The organism is Labedella populi, from assembly GCF_004078655.1.
Lineage (GTDB): Bacteria > Actinomycetota > Actinomycetes > Actinomycetales > Microbacteriaceae > Labedella > Labedella populi.
Genome location: NZ_RZNC01000006.1, coordinates 34,460 through 55,973, shown reverse-complemented (window position 1 = coordinate 55,973; position 21,514 = coordinate 34,460). Strand labels below are relative to the sequence as shown.

Genomic DNA, 21,514 nt, shown 5'->3' with positions numbered 1-21,514 from the left:
GTGGGGGATCGGATGCGTTGCCGTCTCAACCGCTCGAGCAGTGTTGCTCGAGCCCAACCGCTCGTTGTCGCGCCATCGCTTCGTGTCCTCCGAACGGAGGACACTGAGCCTCACCGTACTGGGCGGATTCATAGACCTACCACCCCCCGTTTCCGTCACATCGCGTGAACCGGCCGGTGGGGTGTGGAGTAGCCGCCGGGCTTCCGGTCCGTCCTCGGACGTCGGGCGCGATCAGCCGGTGGCGGGGAGTGGTGGTCGTGTTCGCGCTTTCGTGACGTGGGTCCACTCGTGGTGTCCGGGTCCTCTCACGTGGGGGATGCTGTTCGGCATGGTGATGCGCCAGGGGCCGGTGTCGATGTTCTGGTGGTGTCCCCAGCAGAGGAGAACGCCGTTGTCGGTATGTGTCACCCCACCGTCTCGGTACGGGATGACGTGGTGGACTTCGCACCATCCGGCAGGGATGGAGCAGTCGGGGATGATGCAGCCGCCGTCTCTCCCGGTGATCGCGCGGCGCTGGGTGGCGTTGAAGCAGCGTTGCACGGAGCTGAGGGACAGGATCCGTCCGTTCGCCCCGAAGGTCTCGAGCTGGAACCCGCCCGTGTCGATGAGACGCTCGATCGTTGCGACAGGGACCGGGGTGTTGAGTCCGTCGATGAATCCGACACCGTTCGGGTCGTCCAGGTCGGCCGCGGTCACGGTGACGATGACGGCCGGTGCGGCACCGCCGAGCTCGGGGGCGCCCGCCATGCGGGCTGCGGCGTTGATGATCGACGCGAAGATGTCGTGGCGCTTCTGGTCGATGTCGCGGATGTCCGACGGGTCGCGGAACGCCGCATCCGGGTCCGCGGTGGGGTCGGCGGTGGGGTCGGCATCAGGGTCGGTGAAGGAGGGGCTGCGGAGGTGCGCGTCGATGAGGCGCTTGAGGCCCGCGCCCACTTCTCCCATGAGGTATCCGGTGAGCGGGATGAGTCCGTCCGGCGTTTCGCGGCCGAAGTGCAACTTCCGTCGTTTGCGGGCGCGTTCTTCCTTCGGTCGGGCACCGTCGGGGTCGATGCGGGCGATGAACAGGGCGGCTTGCCCGCGGACGAGGTCCACACGCAGGGGCGGGTGGGTGTCCTCACCGGCGGCGAGAAGCACCAGCCCGCGTTCGGCCTCGTCCAGCACGTCGGCGGAGACCCGCCCGGCGACGCTGTCGAGTTCGCGAATGAGCAAGCCGGCGGCTTCGACGCCGAGACTCCCCGCAGCGACGGCGGCCGCGATGTGACGGTGCGCGGGCGCGATGACGGAGCCGGACAACGAGATCGTGGGCGTGAGAGCCGCGCCGACGCGGATGCGGGCCTTCGCGGTGACGACGGACACGCCCGTCATCTTCGCGAGACCGTCTTCCGCGGTTTTGTGGCCGAGTTCCCCGAAGGTGTCGATGGGGCCGCCGGAGCGGCCCGCCGCGTCCGCGGCGACACGCAACCGCAACGCGTCGACGACGCGACCCAACGACTCGATCTCCCTCACGAGCACGAGGTAGTCATCACCCGAGAGACGAGCGGGAACGAAGGCATCGAGAGGCGCGGCGAGCTCGTCGACCGCGTGCGCGATCGCGACTCGAAGCTGCGTCTCGTGTTCCCCCATAGGAACAGTGAACACCACACCACCGACACTCCTCCCGGCTGACGCGAGGCGGTGGAGAACCTGGTTGGTGCCCGTATGTGAACGACGAGTGGCGGCCGGAGGTGCCGCCCGTAGACAGGCTCCGGGACTGTGGCAGCGGCGTCGGTGCCTGCGAGTAGCGTGGGAGAATCGGAAGGAGCTGGCCATGGCTCGGATCTTCATCACCGGTTCGGTCGACGGCCTCGGCCGCGCGGCGGCGGAGGAACTCATCGCCGCCGGACACGACGTCGTCGTCCACGCGCGCAACGAGGAACGCGCCGACGCGCTCGGGGCGCTCCGCTCGCATACCCTGGGCGTCGTCACCGGCGACCTCGCGCGAGCCGGCGACACCCACTACGTCGCCGATCAGGTCAACGCCTTCGGGCGAATGGACGCCGTCATCCACAATGCGGGCGTCTACCTCGAACACGACCGCGGGACGACCGTCGACGGGCACGCCCGCACCTTCGCGATCAACACGCTCGCGCCCTTCCTCCTCACCGCGCTCATCCAACGGCCGGAGCGGCTCGTCTACCTCAGCAGTGGACTGCATCGAGGCGGCACCGACTCGCTCGACGACCTCGATTGGATGACTCGGCCCTGGGACGCGGGTCAGGCCTACGCAGACAGCAAGCTCCACGTCACGACGCTCGCCGCGGCGATCGCGCGCCGCTCGGGAACGCTCACGGCGTCCGTGGACCCGGGGTGGGTTCCCACGAGGATGGGCGGGCCCTCCGCGACCGGCGATCTCCGACTGGGCCACATCACGCAGACGTGGTTCGCGACGAGTGGTGAGATCGATCGGAGCGTCTCCGGTGGCTACTGGCATCACAAGGCGCAGCAGCGGCCACATCCGTCGGCAGTCGACACCGCGTTCCAAGACCGGCTCATCGAGGCCCTCGAGGCGATCACCGGCGAGAGGTTGGGTGGCGCATGAGCGGCTACACGGCGCGGCGCGTGCTCGTCACGGGAGCTTCGCGCGGAATCGGACGGGCCACCGCTGTCGCCTTCGCCGCCGCCGGCGACCGGGTGGCCGTCCACCACGGCCACAGTCGGGCTGAGGCCGAGGAGACGCTCGCGCTTCTCGACGGGAGCGGGCACGTCATCGTCGCCGGGGATCTGAGTGACGCCGACCAGGTCCGGCGAATCGCTGACGACGCGGTCCGCGGCCTCGGCGGCATCGACGTGCTCGTGAACAACGCGGCCGTCGGCCCGTCTGCTGCCAACCGTCACGGCATCGCGGACGCGTCCTACGAGTCGTGGCAAGGCGCATGGCGCTCGATGGTCGACGTCGACCTCGTCGGGACGGCGCATCTGATCTTCTGTGTCGCACGGCACCTCATCGAACAGGGGGCGGGGGGAGCGATCGTGAACGTCGGCTCCCGCGGCGCCTTCGTAGGGGAGCCCGAGCATGCCGCCTACGCAGCGAGCAAGGCGGGACTGCACGCTCTCGGTCAGTCGCTCGCCGCCGATCTCGCGCCGCACGGAATCGCCGTCGCTACCGTCGCGCCGGGCTTCGTCGCGACGGAGCGTCAGACGGTCCGGCTGTCCGGCGAAGTCGGCGAGGCGATCCGCTCGCAGAGTCCGTTCGGCCGCGTCGCCACTCCGGAGGAGGTCGCCGCCGCGATCCTGTACCTCGCGTCGTCGGATGCGCAATGGGCGTCAGGTGCCATCCTCGACCTCAACGGGGCGTCGTACCGCCGCAGTTGACGGGACGGAACGACCCCCCTCACGACAGGACGAGCTCGATCGCAGGGTGGCCGGCGAAGATCTCGATGACGATGTCGGCGTAGGTCTGCCCACGGCCCGCCTCGAGTTCCGCGATCGCCGAGCGGGCCCGGGCGCCGTCGTACGCGGGATTGTCGAGCTTGGCAGCGTAGTACGCGATCGTCGCCTCCCGGCCGAGCGCGCGGCGCGACGACTCGGAGTCGGTCCACCCCAAGCGGGCGGTATCGACGCCGTGCAGCGTCCCGTATCCGCCGCGAAGTAGGTCGTCGAGGGCGTCGAGGCTCGCCGCGAGGGTCCAGGTCTCACCGGCCATGAAGACGCGATTCACCTCGTCGTAGAACGACTCGATCCCGGTGATGCGGCCTCCGTCGAGCTGCAGCGAGACCGTCATGCGGCAGTGCCGATCAGCGCGAATGCTCGGCGGAGGCGTGGGCCTCCTCGATGATCGCGAGGACCTGGAGGCTGTCGGCGGGGTCGACGGGGAGGGGGCCCTCTCCGCGGATGGCCTCGGCGAGCCCGCGGTAGAACGCGGGATAGTCACCCGGCAACGTCTCGACGGGGTGCTGCTCATCGCCCGCGCCGATGAGGCCCCACGCGCTCTCGGGCGTGCGGCCGTAGCCCTCGTCCGTCGGCGGCACGCCGTCTCCGAGCTGCTGCTCCTGCGGATCGAGCCCGCCGATCACGAACGCGGCGCTCGTGCCGCGCACGCGGAAGCGGTCGGTGGGAAGCGCGCTGACCGTGCTCATCGACAGTCGCGATCGCACCCCCGACTCGTGGGTCATCGAGAGGAGGACGTCGTCGTCGGCCGAACGACCGGCACCGCGCGTGTCGATCTCCGCGTGCACGGCCGAGACGGGGCCGAAGAGCTGGATGGCCTGGTCGATGAGGTGCGGACCGAGGTCGTAGAGCACCCCGCCGCCCTGCTCGACGCGGGCCTCCGACTTCCATCCGGCGCGCAGCGTGGGGCGCCACCGTTCCATCCGGGACTCGAACGAGAAGACCTCACCCAGTTCGCCGCGAGCGGCGAGGGCACGGACGGTCAGGAAGTCGCCGTCCCACCGACGGTTCTGGAACACCGACAAGACGGTGCCGCGCTCTTGTGCCTCCCGCAGGATCTCGCCGCCCTCGGCGGTCCCGACGGCGAACGGCTTGTCGACGACGACCGCGAGGCCGAGCTCGATGGCTCGCAGCGCGAGCGGGGCGTGCGAGGCGTTCGACGTCGCGATGACGACGAGGTCGAGGTCGCCCGCACGCTCGAAGAACTCGTCCGGATTCGAGACGATCTCGGCGCGCGGGTGCGCGTCGCGCGCGTCGTCCGCTCTCGACGGGTCGCCCGTCACGATCAGGTCGAGGCGGTAGTTCGCGTCGGCTGCCAGAAGGGGCGCGTGGAACACCCGCCCCGATAGTCCGTAGCCGATGACCCCAGTACGTATGTGCTCCGTCACCCCTCCACGCTAGCGCGGTCGGGGCGTTCCCTCTGCCCCTCGTGCCGATCGACGTGGCGAACCGGGGGCATGCCGCGCGTGCCGGCACCCTCTTTCGGTGGTGCCGCGTGGCGCCGCGCCGGGTCGGATCTCCGTTGCCTGCTCCGTTGCCCGCTCCGTCGCCCCGCCGCCGGACGTCCGCCGCCGGGCCTACGCTCGACATATGGCGAGTCGACCGGCACCTATCCCCGGTGACCGGGCCGATGGCTCGCAGCGGCGCATGCACGTCGCCCTGCTCGCCGCCGGGGTCGCGACGTTCGGAGAGCTCTACGCGGTGCAAGGGGTCCTGCCCCTCATCGCGCGCGATCTCGGCGTCACGCCGGCGGAATCGGCGCTCACGATCTCCGTCGCCACCGGAGGGCTCGCCCTCACCGTGCTGCCGTGGGCGTCCGTCGCCGAGCGCATCGGCCGGTTGCGGGCGATGCGGATCGCGCTCCTCGCGTCCGCCGTGCTCTCGGTGGTCGCGGCCGTCGCGCCCACGTTCGAGCTGCTCATGCTCGTGCGCTTCCTCGGCGGCGCCGCGCTCGGAGCGGTTCCGGCGCTCGCCGTCGCGTACATCCACGACCGCACCACCGGGGCGGCGGCGTCCGTCGCGGCCGCCGCCTACGTCTCGGGCACGACGATCGGCGGCGCTGCGGGGCGCATCCTCGCCGGCCTGCTCTCGGAGGAGCTCGGGTGGCGGAGCGCACTCCTCGTCGTCTCCGCGGTGAGCCTCGCGAGCGCGATCCTCTTCGTCGTGCTCGCGCCCCCAGCCGCGGTGCAGCGGTCGGGCGGCGTCGGACTGCGTTGGCGCGAGAAGATCGGCCGCGCGCTCGCGGATCCGACTCTGCGTGTGCTGTTCGCCGTGACCGTCCTGCTCGTCGGTGTCTTCGTCGCGGTCTACAGCTACCTCGGGTTCCGGCTCGAGGCGCCGCCGTTCCTCATCCCACCGGCGCTCGCGTCGCTCATCTTCCTGACGTATCTCGCGGGAACGGTGTCCTCCCGGGTCGCGGGCTGGTGGAGCAGTCGGCTCGGCCGGCGCACGGTCGCGCTCGTCGGACTCGCCGCCATGGCCGTCGGCATCGCGCTCATGCTGAGCGACGCCGTGCCGGTCCTGCTGATCGGCCTCGCCGTCTTCACGGCCGGCTTCTTCGGGTGCCACGCGACGGCGACGGCGTGGGTCGGGGCGCGGGCGGAGGGAGAGTGGCGCGGCCAGGCGAGCGCGCTCTACACGATCGCGTTCTATGCGGGCTCGGCGATCGGCAGCTGGCTGCTGGGGCTCGCGTTCCAATCGGGCGGTTGGTCGCTGCTGTCCGGGCTCTCGCTCAGCGCGCTCACGGTCGTCGCGGCCGGGACCGCCTCCCTCCGGTCGGACGAGCGCTCACAGCCATGAGAAAGCCGCGCCCCTCCACATCCCGCCGTCGAGGGGCGGACGCCGTCACGATCGCGGCATAGCCTGACGGGGGAGGTTCACATGCCGTTGCCGATCGAGGACTACGCACTGCTGGGCGACAGCCGGGGGGCCGCGCTCGTCGGCCGCGACGGGTCGATCGACTGGTTGTGCGTGCCCCGGTTCGACTCCTCCGCCGTCTTCTCGGCGCTTCTCGGCGGTCCCGAGCACGGGCGCTGGTCCCTCGCACCGGTCGCGCCGTCGCATGCCGATCGCTCCTACCAGAACGGCTCCGTCATTCTGCGCACTCGTTGGACCACTGACGACGGTGAGGCCGACACGATCGAGTTCATGCCCACCGACGGCGATACGTCGTCGGTCGTGCGGCGTGTGGTGGGCGTGAGTGGCACCGTCCGGTTCCGCCAGGAGCTCATCGTGCGTCCCGACTTCGCCGACATCGTGCCATGGGTGCGTCAGCTGCCACAGGTCGCGGACGCACACCGGCTGCTCGCGATCGGCGGACCGGACGGCGTCCTCGTCACCGGCCCAAGACTCCACGCCGACGGCACGCGGCACGTCGGCGAGTTCGAGGTCGCGGCGGGTGAGACGGTGGACATCGTGCTCACGTGGTTCCCGTCGTGGCGCGAGGTGCCGGTCGCCGACGACGTCGACGTGCTGCTCGGCGGCACCGTCGCCCGGTGGGCAGACTGGGAGCGCACGTGCACGCACGAGGGGCCGCACGGCGATCACGTGAGACGGTCGCTCACGCTCCTGCGTGCTCTCACGCACGACCGCACCGGCGGAATTGTGGCAGCGGCGACGACGTCGCTTCCCGAGGCGTTCGGCGGTTCGCGCAACTGGGACTACCGGTTCGTGTGGCTGCGCGACGCGTCGCTCACGGTGTCGACGCTGCTGCGCCACGGATTTCGGGACGAGGTCGAGCACTGGCGGTCGTGGTTGCTGCGGGCGATCGCCGGCGATCCCGACGACGTGCAGATCATGTACGGGCTCGCGGGGGAGCGCGAGCTTCCGGAGCGCGTCGTCGCGCGGCTCCCAGGGTACGAAGGGGCGTCGCCGGTGCGTATCGGCAATGGTGCCGTCGAGCAGTTCCAGGCGGACGTGCTCGGCGAGACGCTCGTCTGCCTCGACGATGCGCGCAGCGCCGGTCTCGCCGACCCACCCGAGTCCTGGGCGCTTCAGCGCGCCCTCCTGAAGCGGCTCGAGCGCACCCGCACCGACCCGGACAACGGCATCTGGGAGATCCGGGGCGAGCAGCGGCGCTTCGTGCACTCGCGCGCGATGGTCTGGGCGGGTTTCGACCGGGCGGTCCGCGGCGTTCGCGAGCACGGACTGCCGGGCGATGCGACGCGGTGGGAGGCGCTTCGCGACGAGGTGCGCGCCGACATCGACGCGCACGGCGTCAGCACGGCGCATGGCGGTTTCACGCAGTACTTCGGGACCGACGAGGTCGACGCGGCGCTCCTGCAACTTCCTCAGGTGGGGTTCTGTGCTCCCGACGATCCACGGATGCTCGCGACGGTCGAGCGCATCGAGGGTGACCTGATGGCCGACGGCTTCGTGCTGCGGTATCGCGCCGAGACGGGCGTCGATGGAGTCCCCGGAACGGAGAACCCCTTCCTGACGTGCTCGTTCTGGCTCGTCGAGCAGTACGCGCGGACGGGTCGCACCGCCGATGCCGAGGCGCTCATGGGGCGCCTGCTCGCTGTCGCCAACGATCTCGGCATGCTCAGCGAGGAGTACGACCCGGTCGCGAAGCGGCAGGCGGGCAACACCCCGCAGGCGCTGACCCACCTCGCCCTCATCCGTGCCGCCGACGCCCTCGCGGGTACCCTCCCCTCCTGGCCCAAAGGGCTACACCCGCGTGAGGGCGCCACCTACACCTAGCGCCCTCGAGTCCGACCTGGCGCCCTCGCTCCGCGTGCTCTTGGGCGGCGCCTCGTCCGCCTCGTCCGCGTCGACCGCCACACGCCGCCAGTCTCGATCCCGCGAGGGCGGCACGTCGGTCATGAGGGCGCTAGATGTAGGTGGCGCCCTCGAACGGGTGTAGGGCTTTGGGGGAGGGGGAGGGGGAGGGGGAGGGGGAAGGGGAGGGAGGACAAGGAGTGGGCGGGCGCGGGCGGCGCTGTTAGCATCGCGGCACCGACACGATCCTTGAGGGAGGACTCGTCATGGGCAAAGATGCCAGGCGACAGGGCAATCGATCCGTGCAACCGAACGGACGGGCAGGTGAACGACGCCCGGCGGGAGGCGGCGAGGCCGAGCCCGTGCTCGTGCAGGACCCGGACCTTCCCCCCACCGCGCTCGACGAGGCCGACGACCGGACGGTCTGGACACCACCGAAGGTGATCGTGTGGGTCGCGATCGCCCTGCTCGGCGGCGTCGCGTGGACGATGCTCGCGCTCGTGCGCGGCGAGACGGTCAACGCGATCTGGTTCGTCTTCGCGGCTGTCTGCACCTACCTCATCGCGTACCGGTTCTACTCCAAGTTCATCGAGCGGACGATCCTCCGCCCTGACGACCGCCGCGCGACGCCCGCCGAGTACGACCAGAACGGCAAGGACTTCGTCCCCACCGACCGGCGGGTCCTCTACGGCCACCACTTCGCTGCGATCGCCGGCGCCGGGCCGCTCGTCGGTCCCGTGCTCGCCGCGCAGATGGGCTACCTGCCCGGCACACTCTGGATCATCATCGGCGTGATCCTCGCGGGCGCCGTGCAGGACTACCTCGTCCTCTTCTTCTCGATGCGCCGGGGAGGCCGCTCCCTCGGCCAGATGGCGCGCGATGAGCTCGGGGTCGTGGGCGGTACCGCCGCGATCATCGCGACGCTCGCGATCATGGTCATCATCGTCGCGATCCTCGCGCTCGTCGTCGTCAACGCCCTCGGCGAGAGCCCGTGGGGCGTCTTCAGCGTCTCGATGACCATCCCCATCGCCCTCTTCATGGGTGTCTACCTGCGGTACCTCCGCCCGGGCCGCATCACCGAGGTCTCGATCATCGGGTTCGTCCTCCTCGTGTTCGCGATCGTCGCGGGCGGCTGGGTCGCCGAGACCGAGTGGGGTGCCGCGGTCTTCACCCTCGACCGCACCGTCATCGCCGTCGGCATCATCGTCTACGGGTTCGTCGCGGCGATCCTGCCGGTGTGGCTGCTGCTCGCGCCCCGCGACTATCTCTCCACCTTCATGAAGATCGGCACGATCGTCATGCTCGCCGGGGCGATCATCCTCGTCCGGCCGGAGATCACCGTTCCCGCGTTCAGCGAGTTCGCAGGCGGTGACTCGGGTCCCGTCGTGAGTGGATCCCTCTTCCCGTTCCTCTTCGTCACGATCGCGTGCGGTGCGCTCTCCGGATTCCACGCGCTCATCGCCTCGGGCACCACGCCGAAGCTCATCGAGAAGGAGAAGCAGACCCGCTTCATCGGCTACGGCGGCATGCTCATGGAGTCCTTCGTCGCGATCATGGCGCTCGTCGCCGCGATCTCGATCGACCGGGGCATCTACTTCGCGATGAACTCGTCGGGGGCGGCGACGGGCGGCACCGTCGAGGGCGCCGTGGCCTTCGTCAACTCGCTCGGGCTCGTGGGCGTTAACCTCACACCCGAGGTGCTCATGCAGACCGCTGCGAACGTCGGCGAGGAGTCGATCGTCTCCCGAACGGGCGGCGCCCCGACGCTCGCCCTCGGCCTCGCGCACATCATGCAGCAGCTCATCGGCGGCACCGCGCTCATGTCGTTCTGGTACCACTTCGCGATCATGTTCGAGGCGCTCTTCATCCTCACCGCCGTCGACGCGGGAACACGCGTCGCGCGGTTCATGCTGCAGGACACCTTCGGCAACATCAACAAGAAGTTCCGCGACCCGGACTGGCGTCCCGGAGCGTGGATCTGCACGGCCGTCATGGTCGCGGCGTGGGGCGCGATCCTCATCATGGGCGTCACCGATCCGCTCGGCGGCATCAACACCCTGTTCCCGCTCTTCGGGATCGCGAACCAGTTGCTCGCGGCCATCGCGCTCGCGGTCTGCATGGCGATCGTCGCGAAGCGCGGTTACGCCCGGTGGCTGTGGATCGTCGCGGTCCCGCTCGGTTTCGCGGCCGTCGTGACCATCACCGCGTCGATGTTCAAGATCTTCTCGCCCGTCCCGGCCGTCGGGTACTGGGCGCAGAACGCGGCGTTCCGGAACGCACTCGAGACGGGCGAGGAGAGCTTCGGTACCGCGACGTCGCGCGAGGCGATGGAGGCCGTCGTCCGCAACACGACCGTGCAGGGCATCCTCTCGATCGTGTTCGTGACGCTCGCGATCATCGTCATCGGGTTCGCCGTCTGGCACACGATCCGGTCGATCCGGACCGGTGGCGGCGTGAGCTCGGAGGACCCGGCACTGCCGTCGCGTCGCTTCGCCCCGTCGGGTCTCATCGCGACGAAGGCCGAGAAGGACCTCGAGAAGCGGTGGGCCGACGTGGACGCGGACAAGCGACCCGCGCGGACGGGCCACTGATGCCGACGGCGCCGGGAGGCGTGCGCGGGGCGGATGGGCGGGCGTCGGCTGGTCCGCCGGTCCGCGATGACGCCGTGCCGCTCGGCGTGCTCGTGGGCGCGGGCGTCGTCCGCGGGTGGCGAGCGGTTCGGTGGTTCGTCACCTCGATGATGGGCGACACGGCGTATGCGACGTTCGTCGAGCACCAGCGACGAGAGCACCCGGGCGACCCGGTCCCGGACGAGCGAACCTTCTGGCGGGAGCGCTTCGCGGAGCAGGACAGGACGCCGGGGTCGCGGTGCTGCTGAGAGCGCCCGCGCTCCGCTTCGACCGAATCGGGAGGCGAGCCGGTTGTTCAGGAACCGGCTCGCCTCTCCACGGTTCGGCGCGGTAAACCCAGCGCTCGCCGTGCTGCGGGAGGACGCACCCTCCGGCAGTGGCCGCTCCGCTCGCCGTCGGGAAACGGCCGGGTAGCGGAACGAGCACAACACTGCCCGACGGATGCGGGCGGGTGGCGTTCGTCACCCGCCCGCATCATCCCCCGTGGGCGCGACGGCGCCGGTTGCTCCGGTCGCTGAGCCCGTCGAAGCGTCGACAGGCTCAGGCGCGGGCGACGTCGAGGACGACGACCGACCAGGAGAGCGGCGGGAGCGTCGCGCGGACGGCGCCGTCGACGATGTCGACGTCGCGCAGCGGCACGAGGCCGACCCGGTCCTGGTCATCGGCGACGTTGGCCGACTTCCGGTCGCCGTCCTCCGGAACGGTGAGGACCTCGGCGGAGCGCACCGACGACGCGCCGAGGCCGCGGAGGTCGACCGTGAGGTCGCCGGCCTCCTCGAGCGAGCGGTTCGCGAGGAACAGCGCGATCGTGCCGTTCTCCTCGTCCCACGTCGCGGCGGCGTCGATCGCGTCGACGTCGCCGTAGCGCTTCGTGGAGACGTGCGAGGAGTCGATCGCGAGGCGCAGCACGCGACCCCGGGCGAGCTGCGCGACGCGCGCGAACGGCCAGAAGATCGACTGCCGCCAGGCGGGCCCGCCCTCCTCCGAGCGGATGGGGGCGATGACGTTCACGAGCTGCGCCTGGTTCGCGATCTTCACGCGGTCGCCGTGGCGGAGGAGACTGTTGAGGAACGTGCCGACGACGACGGCGTCCGTGACGTTGTAGGTGTCCTCGATGAGGCGCGGGTGCTCCCGCCACTGTCCGGCGGCCGTGATGACGTGCGGCTGGTCGTCCGTGTCGAGGCCGGACTGGTACCAGACGTTCCACTCGTCGAACGAGATGTTCACCTGCTTCGTGTGCTTGCCCGCGGCCTTCACGGCATCGATCGTCGCGACGACGCCGTCGATGAACGCGTCCATGTCGACGGCCTCGGCGAGGAACGAGGCGACGTCGCCGTCGTGCTCCTGGTAGTAGGCGTGCATCGAGACGTAGTCGACCTCGTCGTACGCGTGCGAGAGCACGGTGTGCTCCCACGTGCCGAACGTCGGCATCTGACGGTTCGACGACCCGACGGCGACGAGCTCGATCGACGGGTCGACGAAGCGCATCGCCTTCGCCGTCTCCTGGGCGAGCCGCCCGTACTCCTGCGCCGTCTTGCCGCCGATCTGCCACGGGCCGTCGAGCTCGTTGCCGAGACACCACAATTTGATGTCGAACGGATCGGCCGCGCCGTTCTGACGGCGCAAGTCGGACCAATAGGTGCCGCTCGGGTGGTTCGCGTACTCGACGAGCGCGCGCGCCTCCTCGACGCCGCGCGTGCCGAGATTCACGGCCTCCATGATCTCGACGTCGGCCTCCCGGGCCCACTCGACGAACTCGTGCAGACCGAACGCGTTGGTCTCGACCGTGTGCCACGCGCCGTCGAGGCGGCGGGGACGCTTCTCGACGGGACCGACACCGTCCTCCCACAGGTAGCCGGACACGAAGTTGCCGCCCGGGTAGCGCACGACGGTGGGGCCGAGCTCGCGCACGAGCTCGAGCACGTCGCGCCGGAAGCCGCGCGAGTCGGCCTGGGGGTGGCCGGGCTCGTAGATGCCGGTGTAGACGCAGCGACCCATGTGCTCCACGAAGGAGCCGAAGAGTCGGCGCGGGACCTCGGCGATCGTGAAGTCGCGGTCGATGGTGATGCGGGCGGTGGTCATTGCTCTCCTTGGTGGTGCGGGAACGGTGAGGGCGCAGCGGTCAGTGCGGAGGTGCCTCCGCGCTGACCGCAAACCCATGTGTGAGTGTGCGTGTGCGTGTGTGCGTGTGTGCGTGTGTGCGAGTGGAACGGGGCGGGCGGCTACTGGCCGCCGAATCCCGTGGTGGCGACGCCCTTCACGATCTGCTTCTGGAAGACCAGGAAGACGGCGATGAGGGGCAACGCGGCGAGCACCGCTTGCGCCATCACCTGGGCGTATTGGACTCCGTACGCGCTGATGACGGTCTGCAGGCCGACGGGTAGCGTCATGAGCGTCGTGTCGTTGATGACGAGGAACGGCCACAGGAAGTTGTTCCACGCGCCGATGAACACGAAGATCGCGACGGCCGCGAGGATCGGGCGCGACAGGGGGAGCACGATCGACCAGAAGATCCGGAACCGTCCAGCGCCGTCGACGCGAGCGGCGTCCTCGAGTTCGATCGGCACGCCGTCGAAGAACTGCTTGAGGATGAACACCATCGCCGGGACGACCACCTGCGGCAGGATGAGGCCCCAATAGGTGTCGACCATGTTGAAGGCGAGCATCTGGTAGAAGAGCGGGATGATGAGCGCTTGCGGCGGAACGACGATCCCCGCGATGACCACGGCGAACAGCCACTTGCGCCCGCGGAAGTCGAGCCGCGAGAACGCGTAGGCGGCGAGCGCCGAGATCGCGAGAGTGATCGCGGTGATCGCCACGGACGTCGCGAGGCTGTTCCACGCCCAGAGCCACACGTTCCCCTGCGACATGATCGCGGTGAAGGCTTCGGCGGTGGGGCCGCTCGCCCCGATCCACGAGGGATCGCCGGATGCGGCGTCCGTCTCGGTCTTGAACGCGGTCGCGACGGCCCAGAGGAAGGGCAGCAGCCACCCGATCGCGAGGAGCAGCAGGACGGCGAACGCGGCGATGCGAAGCGGGCCGAAGGGGCGGTCTCCGGGTTTGCGCGGGTGGGCCTTCTCCTTGGCGGCCGGAACGGCGATGCTCCGGGTTGCGGTGACGGTCATCGCAGGTTCCTCCTCCGGGAGACGACGACCGCTTGCGCGACGCCGATGACGACGATGAGGGCGAAGAAGACGTAGGAGATCGCGGCCGAGAAGCCGAACCGGTAGCCCACGAATCCGGCCTCGTACATGTATTGGACGATGGAACGGGTGGTGTCGCTCGAGACGCCGCCGAGCATCTGGTACGCCTGGTCGAAGAGCTTGAGCGAGGCGAGGACCTGCAGCATCACGATGAGCACCGTCGCCGGACCGAGCTGGGGGATCGTGATCGACCAGAGCTGCCGCCACGGGCCTGCGCCGTCGAGCGACGCGGCCTCGTACTGCTGGGCGGGGATGTTCTGCAGGGCCGCGAGGTAGAGCAGGAAGTTGAAGCCCACTGTCCACCACACGGTCGCGATGACGATCGCGTACATGTTGGTTTCGGCGTTCTGCAGCCACGCGATCGGTTCCAGGCCGAACGCCTCGAGGATGTTGTTCGCCGCGCCGATCTGCGGGTTGAAGATCCACACCCAGATCTGCGAGATGACGGTCGAGGCGAGCAGGAACGGCATGAAGAACGACAACCGCCAGAGCCACTGGCCGGGAATGCCGCGGTCGACGAGCACGGCCATGATGAGCGCGATGAGGACGAGCGGCACGGTCGAGAGCACCGTGAACCAGAGCGTGTTGCCCATCGAGCGCCACATGGTGGGATCGCTGAGCGCTTCCGCATAGTTGGCGAAGCCCACGAAGGCGCCGCCCGTCCCGGTGAGGGACTGATCGGTGAAGCTCAAGTAGATGCCGTGGATGATCGGCCACACGAGGAACAGGACGAACGCGATCATGAACGGGGCGAGGAACGCCCAGCTCACGAGCTGTTCGCGGCGGCCTCTGGCGGGGTTGCGTGCCGGGTCGGACGAGCCGGTGACGATTGAACGCGTGTTGTCCCCGGTGACGGGGCCCCGCCCGGTGACGCGAGCTGCTTGAGGTGCTGTGGTCACGATCCGAACGTCCCTTCGGGGTCTGCCGGGTTGGGTTTGGCGAGCAGACCGTCGACGCGGCGCCGGAAGTCCGTGATCGCGGCGGCGGGGTCGTTGCCGCTGAGGAGCACACCCTGCACGGCGGCGCCGAACTCGCTCTGGAAGTTCGAGCCGGAGCCCGTGAACCACGCGGGCGGGTCGTACTGCACGTACTGGGCGGCGTCGGCGTAGTTCGCCTGAGGGACGAGGTCCGCGTAGTCGGGGGATTCCGTCACGGGGAGGTATGCCGGGATGTGGCCGGCCTCCGCCCAATCGAACGAGCCCTTCAGGAGGTCGGCGACGAACTCGTACGTGAGTTCCCGTTTCTCCTCGTCGGGGCTCGTCTGGTGGGGGAGTACGAACGAGTGCGAGTCGGCGTAGACCGCGTCCGTCCCGTAGAGGGTGGGGATGCGGCTCGCGTTGAAGGGGAGCTCCGCTGCCTGCATCGTGCGCAGTTCCCACACGCCCGTGAAGAGCATGCCGCTGTTCCCGGTGGCGAATTCGGCGACGGCGGTGCCGTAGTCGGACTGGGCGGCCGCGATCTCGCCGTCGAGCAGCGTCTGCATGTAGGTGAGGGACTCGATGGCTGCGTCGTCGTCGAGTACGGCCTTCTCGCCCTCGGGGGTCTCCATCGTGAGGCCGTGTTGCGTGTAGAGGGTGTAGAAGAGGCGCCACATCTGAGCGCCGTCGCCGAGGTAGCCGAAGGAGAGGCCGTGACCGGTCGATTCCGCGGCGACGGCACGGGACAGTTCGAGGAACTCCTCCGGGCTCGTCGTCGGTGTGAGCGATCCGTCGCTGTCGAGCACCCCGGCGGCGTCGCAGATGTCCGTGTTGTACATCAGGACGAAGGGGTGTGCGTCGAGAGCGACGCTGTAGAGGTCGCCGCCCGCGTGCCCCTTCTCCCAGATGGGAGCGGGGAACGTCGACTCGTCGACGCCGAGTGAGGCGAGCTTGTCGACATCCCACGGGTCGAGGAGGCCGCCCGGCGCGTAGCCGGCGACGCGCGTCGCGTGCATGATGGCGACGTCCGGCGCACGACCGCCTGCCGCCGCCATCGCGAGCTTCGTGTAGTAGGGCGTGCCCCACGCGAGCACCGTCGGGTGCACGCGGTAGGCGTCTTGTGACGCGTTGGCGGTGTCGAGGAGTCCCGACATCGTCACACCGTCACCGCCCGAGAGCAGATGCCAGAACTGCAGCGTCTGGGCGGTGGTCGCGCCGCCCAGGGTCGGGGCGCAGCCCGAGAGGAACGCGGTGCCCGCGAGGGCCGCCGCCGTTCCCGCGAGCATCTGCCGTCGCGAAATGGGGGTTGATGGTGTCATGTCACTCCCTTGTGACTACGTCTACCTACCGAACGGAATAAGCATTACATCGATGTAATGGGGTTGGCAAGGGCCTGTTGCGGTCGCCCTCCTCGAGCCCAGATCGAGCCGGAGGAAGGGCCGCAATAGGCTCCACGAGTGACGCAAGAGGTTCGAACGCGACCGAAAAACCGTCTGGCGCTCATGCCGTCGGGGCTCATCTCGGAGCGGGACGAGTGGCGCGTCAGCGGACTCTTCGGGCGAGCACTCCCGAGATGAACAGTTGCACGAGGGCCTCGGCGTCGTATCGGGCGTCGTGCGTTGCGCCGATGCAGAGATTCCCGATGCCTTTGAGCACGTTGTACGCATCGATCTGCGGAGGGGTGCCAACCGATTCGACCGCCGCCTCGAGGAGCGAACCGCAGACCGGGACCAGGCGGTCGACGAAGTAGGCGTGCAGGGCGTCGGATCCGGCGCTGTCTCCGTGGAGGGCGCCGGCGAGCCCGTGCTTGGTGACCAGGAAATCCACGAACAATGCGACCCATGCCCGCAAGGCCGCCTCGGGCGTCGCGCTCTCCGCGAGCAGCCGTGGGCCGGCGTTCGCGCACGCCTCGACCTGATGGCGGTACACCGCGACCACAAGCTCCGGACGCGTGGGGAAGTGACGGTAGATGGTGCCCATCCCGACACCGGCCTCCGCTGCGATCTCCCGCACAGGAGCGTCGACCCCGGATCTCACGAACACCGCTGCCGCTGCGTCGAGGAGTGCCTGCTCGCTCCGACGGGGACGTCCCACTTTCGTGGACCTCGTGGCGCGCGGCTGTTCGCTTCCGGCGTCGGCCATACGACTCTCCTCGCTCGCTCGACTGCTCGTACTTGCTTTTCGGAGCACCGTTCCGTATTGTTGCGGAGCGACGCTCCGATAACAAGTATCGCAGAGCGCGATCCTCGGAAAGGGATTCTGCCATGACCTCGTCAATCGTCGACACTCTGGACGGCATCGTGGGCGCCGGTGCTCCGGTCGTCTCCGTAGCGCCCGTCCAGTTGTCCGCCCCGGGGCGGCCCGTCCCGCTGGAGGCGCGAGTGTCCGCTCCGGCAACGGGCACGAACCTCCCCGTCGTGGTGTTCTCCCACGGAAACGGGTGGAACCTGGACGGGTATGCGCCGCTCGCGGCGTTCTGGGCCTCCCGCGGGTTCGTCGTGATCCAACCCACTCATCTGGACTCGCGCCGGAACGGGTTCGGGTTCGATCACCCGTTGTTCCCGACGATCTGGACCGAGCGGATCACGGATCTCACACGGATCCTCGATCAGCTCGGCACCATCGAGGCCGCCGTACCCGGACTCGACGGCCGCGTCGACCGCACTCGCGTCGCCGCGACCGGCCATTCCTGGGGCGGGCAGACCGCCCAGACGCTCCTCGGCGCGCGAATCCTCGATGAGGCCGGCCACGTCGGTGAGGACATGTCCGACAGCCGCATCACCGCGGGCATCCTGTTCGCGGCCACGGGCGTCGGGGGTGACGACCTGCACCCGTTCGCGCAGGCGAACTTCCCGTTCATGCGCCCCTCGTTCCAGGAGCTGACCACACCGACCCTCGTCATCGCCGGCGACCACGACCAGTCGAAGATGTCGAGCCGCGGCCCCGACTGGTTCACCGATGCGTATACGTACAGTCCCGGAGCCACCGACCTCCTCACCTTCTTCGGTGCCGAGCACTCGCTCGGGGGGATCGTCGGATACGAGGTCGCCGAGACCACCGATGAGAATCCGGAGCGGGTCGCCGTCATCCAGCGGATGACCACCGCCTACCTGCGGGCCGCCCTGCACGTGGACGAGAACAGCTGGCGCGCTGCCCGCGCCGCCTTCCGCGACAGCGCCGACCGCATCGGCCGCCTCGACAGCAAGTAGGTCGCAGCGGCAGATCCTCTCGCCACCTATCAGCCGCCGAGGGTGGCGAGGGGTCTCACGAGCACCATCCGATTAAGACGAACAGAGAGGGCAAGATCATGAGCCGGTGGACACGGGAACAGCTCGAGCGAGTCGCCGCAAGCGACGACTTCCACATCGCGCCGTACCGGGACGACGGGCGCACGCCCGGCACGTCGATCTGGGTGTGGGCGGTACCCGTCGATGACGTCGTCTTCGTGCGGACCGAGAACCCCGCATCGCGTTGGTTCGCTGCCGCGATCCGCCAGCGCGCCGGCCATGCCACGCTCAATGGCCGCACCGCCCCCGTGTCGTTCGACCACGTCACCGACGACGCCTTGATAGACCGAATCGATGCCGCGTTCACCGCCAAGTACGCCGACGACTCGTACTTCTCGGTCGCTCTCCTGCAGGGCTCCCGAACGCGCATCGTCGGTCTCGTCCCGATGAGCGCGTTCCCCTGAGGACCGTTCCTCGCCGGTGAGCGTGCGATGCCTCTGTCACTGGGAGAAGGCGTCCGGCTCGACGAGGCTCCCGATCGTCGGCCGGGGGCGGGAGCCCTCCGACGTGATTCCGTGTTTGAGCGCGGCTTCGTGGACTTTCACGCGGCGTAGTGCGCGAGGGCCGCGCGGATCAGCTCCGAACGCGTCTTGTGCTCCCGCTCGGCCGCCGCATGGAGCGCCGTCGCCCACGCGGTGATCTGGTCCTCCGTCACGGGAGTGCCGTTGATCGATTCGCCGGTGCTCATGCGAATAGTGTGTTACGAAAGTCTGACTTCGACGGATATGGTGCGTGATCGCAACCGCCAGGGCCCGTGCGGCCTCCGCAACTAAGCTCGACCGGATGCCCTCCCGCGGAACGCCCCCACCCTCGCTCACCTCTGTCGACCTCGACGACACAGACGCGGTACGCGATGGCTTCATCCGCGTGCGGGGTGCGCGGGAGAACAACCTGCGCAATGTGGACGTGGACGTGCCCCGCGACAGCATCGTCGCGTTCACCGGGGTGTCGGGGTCGGGGAAGACGTCGCTCGCGTTCGGGACGATCTTCGCCGAGGCGCAGCGGCGGTTCCTCGAGTCGGTCGCGCCGTACGCCCGTCGGCTGATCGCGCAAGGCAACACTCCGCACGTCGACTCGATCACGGGGCTGCCGCCGGCCGTCGCGCTGCAGCAGCGGCGCGGGGCACCGAGCTCGCGCTCGACCGTCGGCACGCTCACGACGCTGTCGAACTCGGTGCGGATGTTGTACTCCCGGGCCGGCCGGTATCCGGAGGGCGCTGAGCGGCTCGAGTCCGACTCGTTCTCGCCGAACACCGCCGTCGGCGCGTGCCCGCGCTGCCACGGGCTCGGCATCGCGCACGACGTGACCGAGGCCTCCGCGGTGCACGACGACTCGCTCAGCATCCGCGACGGCGCCATCACCGCGTGGCCGGGAGCGTGGCAGGGCAAGAACCTCCGCGACGTGACCGCCGTGCTCGGCTACGACATCGATCGCCCCTGGCGCGAGCTGTCGCGGGAGGACCGCGACTGGCTCCTCTTCACCGAGGAGCAGCCCGTCGTCGAGGTGCACCCGCAACGCGACCGCGTCGCGAAGCCCTACAAGGGGCGGTTCTGGAGCGCCCGCCAGTTCGTCATGCACACGCTCGCCGACTCCCAGAGCGAGACGCAGCGCACGAAGGTGCTGCAGTTCGTCGAGTCCGGCCCCTGCTCGCTGTGCGGGGGGAGCGGACTCACGCGCGCGGCGCTCGCCGTGACCGTCTCCGGCCGCACCATCGCGGAGTTCAATCGGCTGCCGCTCACCGAACTCGCGGAGCTGCTGCGGCCGATCGCCTCCGTCGAACACGCTGCGGCGGCGACGTCGAAGGCGTCGTCCGGCGAGGGGACAGAGGTCGCCGTGACGATCTCGCGCGACCTGCTCGCCCGTGTCGAGGTCCTCACCGGTCTCGGCCTCGGCTACTTGAGTCTCGACCGCTCGACTCCGACACTCTCGCCCGGTGAGATGCAGCGACTGCGTATCGCGACGCAGTTGCGCTCCGGCCTCTTCGGCGTCGTCTACGTGCTCGACGAGCCGAGCGCGGGGCTCCACCCCGCCGACGCGGAGCCCCTCATCGAGGTGCTCGAGGGACTGCGCGCGAGCGGCAACAGCGTCTTCGTCGTGGAGCACAACATGGACATCGTCCGCCACGCGGACTGGATCGTCGACGTCGGACCGGGGGCCGGTGCGCACGGCGGCGACGTCCTCTACAGCGGGCCCGTCGACGGGCTCCCGGAGGTGGAGGCCTCGATCACGCGGCGCTTCCTGCGACCCGCCGAGTCCCCGTCCGCGTCGGCGGAGTTGCGGCATCCGGTGGCGCGGCTCGAGCTGCGCGAGGTCTCCCTCCACAACCTCCGGAACCTCGACGTCGACGTGCCGCTCGGTGTGCTCACCGCGGTCACGGGCGTCTCCGGTTCCGGGAAGTCGACGCTCGTCGGCCGCGTCCTCGCCGAACGCGCCACGGAGCACCCGCTTGTGAGCCGCGTCGTGCAAGTGGATCAGAAGGCGATCGGCCGCACCCCCCGCTCCAACCTCGCCACCTACACGGGTCTCTTCGACGCGGTGCGGTCGACGTTCGCGGCGACCGACGAGGCGCGCGCTCGCGGCTGGACGGCCGGCCGGTTCTCGTTCAACGTCGCCGGCGGTCGCTGCGAGGTGTGCCAGGGCGAGGGGTCCGTCTCCGTCGAGCTGCTGTTCCTCCCCGGCAGTTGGGCGCCGTGCCCCGAATGCCATGGCTCGCGCTACAACGCGGAGACGCTCGAGGTGCTGTGGCGGGGAGCATCCATCGCCGACGTGCTCGCGATGACCGTCGACGAGGCCGCCGCTTTCCTCGCCGATGTCCCGGCCGCGTCGCGCGGACTCGAGACCCTGCGGCAAGTGGGGCTCGGCTACCTGCGCCTCGGTCAGCCGGCTCCGCAGCTCTCCGGCGGCGAGGCGCAACGCATCAAGCTCGCGACCGAACTGCAACGCGCCCGCACCGGGCACACGCTCTACCTCCTCGACGAGCCGACGTCCGGGCTGCACCCGTCCGACGTCGAGCTCCTCGTCGAGCAGCTCGCGCGACTCGTCGACGCCGGGAACACCGTGGTGCTCGTCGAGCACGCGATGAGCGTCGTCGCGGCCGCCGACCACGTGATCGACATGGGGCCGGCCGGCGGTGACGAGGGTGGCCGCGTCGTCGCCGCCGGCACTCCCACGGAGGTTGCGGCGTCGGCGGAGAGCCGCACGGCGCCATACCTCGCGGTGCAACTCGACGGGAGCCGGACACGCGCGGACGCCTGATCCTCGCCGCACGCCTGATCCCCGCCCACGCCGCGCGCCCGCTCCCGGACCCGCACCCGAACCCGAACCCGAAC

At 69.7% G+C, this 21,514-nt stretch carries 18 protein-coding genes; 9 read left to right on the top strand and 9 right to left on the bottom strand.

Annotated features, from left to right (window positions below; all coding sequences use genetic code 11):
* Positions 1-231 precede the first annotated feature (231 nt).
* Positions 232-1,626 (bottom strand): HNH endonuclease signature motif containing protein, encoded by a 1,395-nt coding sequence (locus tag ELQ92_RS14220; protein WP_166426803.1) that lies wholly within the window; start codon positions 1,624-1,626, stop codon positions 232-234.
* Between the two features lie 184 nt (positions 1,627-1,810).
* Between ELQ92_RS14220 and ELQ92_RS14215 the strand changes: the two genes are divergently transcribed.
* Both ELQ92_RS14215 and ELQ92_RS14210 read left to right on the top strand, forming a co-directional pair.
* Entirely contained in the window at positions 1,811-2,581 is a 771-nt protein-coding gene (locus tag ELQ92_RS14215; protein WP_128499991.1) for an SDR family NAD(P)-dependent oxidoreductase, read from the top strand.
* Complete coding sequence (locus ELQ92_RS14210) at positions 2,578-3,354, top strand: SDR family NAD(P)-dependent oxidoreductase (RefSeq protein WP_128499990.1); 777 nt, start codon at positions 2,578-2,580, stop codon at positions 3,352-3,354. Before ELQ92_RS14215 ends, ELQ92_RS14210 begins: the two co-directional genes overlap by 4 nt.
* Before the next feature lie 19 nt (positions 3,355-3,373).
* Here ELQ92_RS14210 and ELQ92_RS14205 read toward each other — a convergent pair whose 3' ends face one another.
* Complete coding sequence (locus ELQ92_RS14205) at positions 3,374-3,763, bottom strand: barstar family protein (RefSeq protein WP_128499989.1); 390 nt, start codon at positions 3,761-3,763, stop codon at positions 3,374-3,376.
* 13 nt (positions 3,764-3,776) lie between these two features.
* Positions 3,777-4,817 carry a Gfo/Idh/MocA family protein gene (locus tag ELQ92_RS14200; protein WP_128499988.1) on the bottom strand — a complete coding sequence of 347 codons (1,041 nt, stop codon included), beginning with the start codon at positions 4,815-4,817 and terminating at the stop codon, positions 3,777-3,779.
* Between the two features lie 202 nt (positions 4,818-5,019).
* Here ELQ92_RS14200 and ELQ92_RS14195 point away from each other — a divergent pair, with 202 nt between their 5' ends.
* The 4 genes from ELQ92_RS14195 to ELQ92_RS16655 all read left to right on the top strand — a co-directional run bounded on the left by ELQ92_RS14195 (position 5,020) and on the right by ELQ92_RS16655 (position 11,026).
* Positions 5,020-6,228, top strand: a complete 1,209-nt coding sequence (locus ELQ92_RS14195) for an MFS transporter (RefSeq protein WP_128499987.1) — start codon at positions 5,020-5,022, stop codon at positions 6,226-6,228.
* A gap of 63 nt (positions 6,229-6,291) precedes the next feature.
* Positions 6,292-8,130 carry a glycoside hydrolase family 15 protein gene (locus ELQ92_RS14190; protein WP_279432176.1) on the top strand — a complete coding sequence of 613 codons (1,839 nt, stop codon included), beginning with the start codon at positions 6,292-6,294 and terminating at the stop codon, positions 8,128-8,130.
* Positions 8,131-8,414: 284 nt separating this feature from the next.
* On the top strand, positions 8,415-10,739 hold the full coding sequence (locus ELQ92_RS14180; protein WP_128499985.1) for a carbon starvation CstA family protein: 2,325 nt from the start codon (positions 8,415-8,417) through the stop codon (positions 10,737-10,739).
* Positions 10,739-11,026, top strand: coding sequence for a YbdD/YjiX family protein (locus ELQ92_RS16655; RefSeq protein WP_128499984.1), 288 nt, complete (start codon positions 10,739-10,741; stop codon positions 11,024-11,026). Before ELQ92_RS14180 ends, ELQ92_RS16655 begins: the two co-directional genes overlap by 1 nt.
* Positions 11,027-11,318: 292 nt before the next feature.
* On the opposite strand, the gene arfA is transcribed toward ELQ92_RS16655, so the two are convergent.
* From arfA to ELQ92_RS14150, 5 genes are all read right to left on the bottom strand, one after another.
* On the bottom strand, positions 11,319-12,860 hold the full coding sequence (gene arfA, locus ELQ92_RS14170; protein WP_128499983.1) for an arabinosylfuranosidase ArfA: 1,542 nt from the start codon (positions 12,858-12,860) through the stop codon (positions 11,319-11,321).
* A 140-nt stretch (positions 12,861-13,000) separates the two neighbouring features.
* Positions 13,001-13,903 carry a carbohydrate ABC transporter permease gene (locus tag ELQ92_RS14165; RefSeq protein ID WP_128499982.1) on the bottom strand — a complete coding sequence of 301 codons (903 nt, stop codon included), beginning with the start codon at positions 13,901-13,903 and terminating at the stop codon, positions 13,001-13,003.
* Positions 13,900-14,811, bottom strand: a complete 912-nt coding sequence (locus tag ELQ92_RS14160; RefSeq protein ID WP_424980271.1) for a carbohydrate ABC transporter permease — start codon at positions 14,809-14,811, stop codon at positions 13,900-13,902. Before ELQ92_RS14160 ends, ELQ92_RS14165 begins: the two co-directional genes overlap by 4 nt.
* Before the next feature lie 65 nt (positions 14,812-14,876).
* Positions 14,877-16,217: an extracellular solute-binding protein gene (locus ELQ92_RS14155; RefSeq protein WP_128499981.1), complete on the bottom strand. Its 1,341-nt coding sequence runs from the start codon at positions 16,215-16,217 to the stop codon at positions 14,877-14,879.
* A 223-nt stretch (positions 16,218-16,440) separates the two neighbouring features.
* Entirely contained in the window at positions 16,441-17,040 is a 600-nt protein-coding gene (locus tag ELQ92_RS14150) for a TetR/AcrR family transcriptional regulator (protein ID WP_128499980.1), read from the bottom strand.
* A gap of 122 nt (positions 17,041-17,162) precedes the next feature.
* Between ELQ92_RS14150 and ELQ92_RS14145 the strand changes: the two genes are divergently transcribed.
* Positions 17,163-18,107: an alpha/beta hydrolase family protein gene (locus tag ELQ92_RS14145; RefSeq protein WP_128499979.1), complete on the top strand. Its 945-nt coding sequence runs from the start codon at positions 17,163-17,165 to the stop codon at positions 18,105-18,107.
* 98 nt (positions 18,108-18,205) lie between these two features.
* A complete protein-coding gene (locus tag ELQ92_RS14140) occupies positions 18,206-18,589 on the top strand; it encodes a DUF2255 family protein (RefSeq protein ID WP_128499978.1) in 384 nt (127 codons plus the stop codon).
* Positions 18,590-18,726: 137 nt separating this feature from the next.
* On the opposite strand, the gene ELQ92_RS14135 is transcribed toward ELQ92_RS14140, so the two are convergent.
* Positions 18,727-18,873 carry a ribbon-helix-helix protein, CopG family gene (locus tag ELQ92_RS14135; protein ID WP_128499977.1) on the bottom strand — a complete coding sequence of 49 codons (147 nt, stop codon included), beginning with the start codon at positions 18,871-18,873 and terminating at the stop codon, positions 18,727-18,729.
* Between the two features lie 95 nt (positions 18,874-18,968).
* Between ELQ92_RS14135 and ELQ92_RS14130 the strand changes: the two genes are divergently transcribed.
* Complete coding sequence (locus tag ELQ92_RS14130; RefSeq protein ID WP_128499976.1) at positions 18,969-21,440, top strand: ATP-binding cassette domain-containing protein; 2,472 nt, start codon at positions 18,969-18,971, stop codon at positions 21,438-21,440.
* Positions 21,441-21,514 lie beyond the last annotated feature (74 nt).

Bases quoted from the DNA above. Each gene is read 5' to 3' on its own strand.
- ELQ92_RS14205 (WP_128499989.1), bottom strand. From the start codon at position 3,763: ATGACGGTCTCGCTGCAGCTCGACGGAGGCCGCATCACCGGGATCGAG.
- ELQ92_RS14150 (WP_128499980.1), bottom strand. From the start codon at position 17,040: ATGGCCGACGCCGGAAGCGAACAGCCGCGCGCCACGAGGTCCACGAAA.
- ELQ92_RS14135 (WP_128499977.1), bottom strand. From the start codon at position 18,873: ATGAGCACCGGCGAATCGATCAACGGCACTCCCGTGACGGAGGACCAG.
- ELQ92_RS14130 (WP_128499976.1), top strand. From the start codon at position 18,969: ATGCCCTCCCGCGGAACGCCCCCACCCTCGCTCACCTCTGTCGACCTC.
- ELQ92_RS14195 (WP_128499987.1), top strand. From the start codon at position 5,020: ATGGCGAGTCGACCGGCACCTATCCCCGGTGACCGGGCCGATGGCTCG.
- arfA (WP_128499983.1), bottom strand. From the start codon at position 12,860: ATGACCACCGCCCGCATCACCATCGACCGCGACTTCACGATCGCCGAG.
- ELQ92_RS14165 (WP_128499982.1), bottom strand. From the start codon at position 13,903: ATGACCGTCACCGCAACCCGGAGCATCGCCGTTCCGGCCGCCAAGGAG.
- ELQ92_RS14180 (WP_128499985.1), top strand. From the start codon at position 8,415: ATGGGCAAAGATGCCAGGCGACAGGGCAATCGATCCGTGCAACCGAAC.
- ELQ92_RS14220 (WP_166426803.1), bottom strand. From the start codon at position 1,626: ATGGGGGAACACGAGACGCAGCTTCGAGTCGCGATCGCGCACGCGGTC.
- ELQ92_RS16655 (WP_128499984.1), top strand. From the start codon at position 10,739: ATGCCGACGGCGCCGGGAGGCGTGCGCGGGGCGGATGGGCGGGCGTCG.
- ELQ92_RS14210 (WP_128499990.1), top strand. From the start codon at position 2,578: ATGAGCGGCTACACGGCGCGGCGCGTGCTCGTCACGGGAGCTTCGCGC.
- ELQ92_RS14155 (WP_128499981.1), bottom strand. From the start codon at position 16,217: ATGACACCATCAACCCCCATTTCGCGACGGCAGATGCTCGCGGGAACG.
- ELQ92_RS14145 (WP_128499979.1), top strand. From the start codon at position 17,163: ATGACCTCGTCAATCGTCGACACTCTGGACGGCATCGTGGGCGCCGGT.
- ELQ92_RS14140 (WP_128499978.1), top strand. From the start codon at position 18,206: ATGAGCCGGTGGACACGGGAACAGCTCGAGCGAGTCGCCGCAAGCGAC.
- ELQ92_RS14215 (WP_128499991.1), top strand. From the start codon at position 1,811: ATGGCTCGGATCTTCATCACCGGTTCGGTCGACGGCCTCGGCCGCGCG.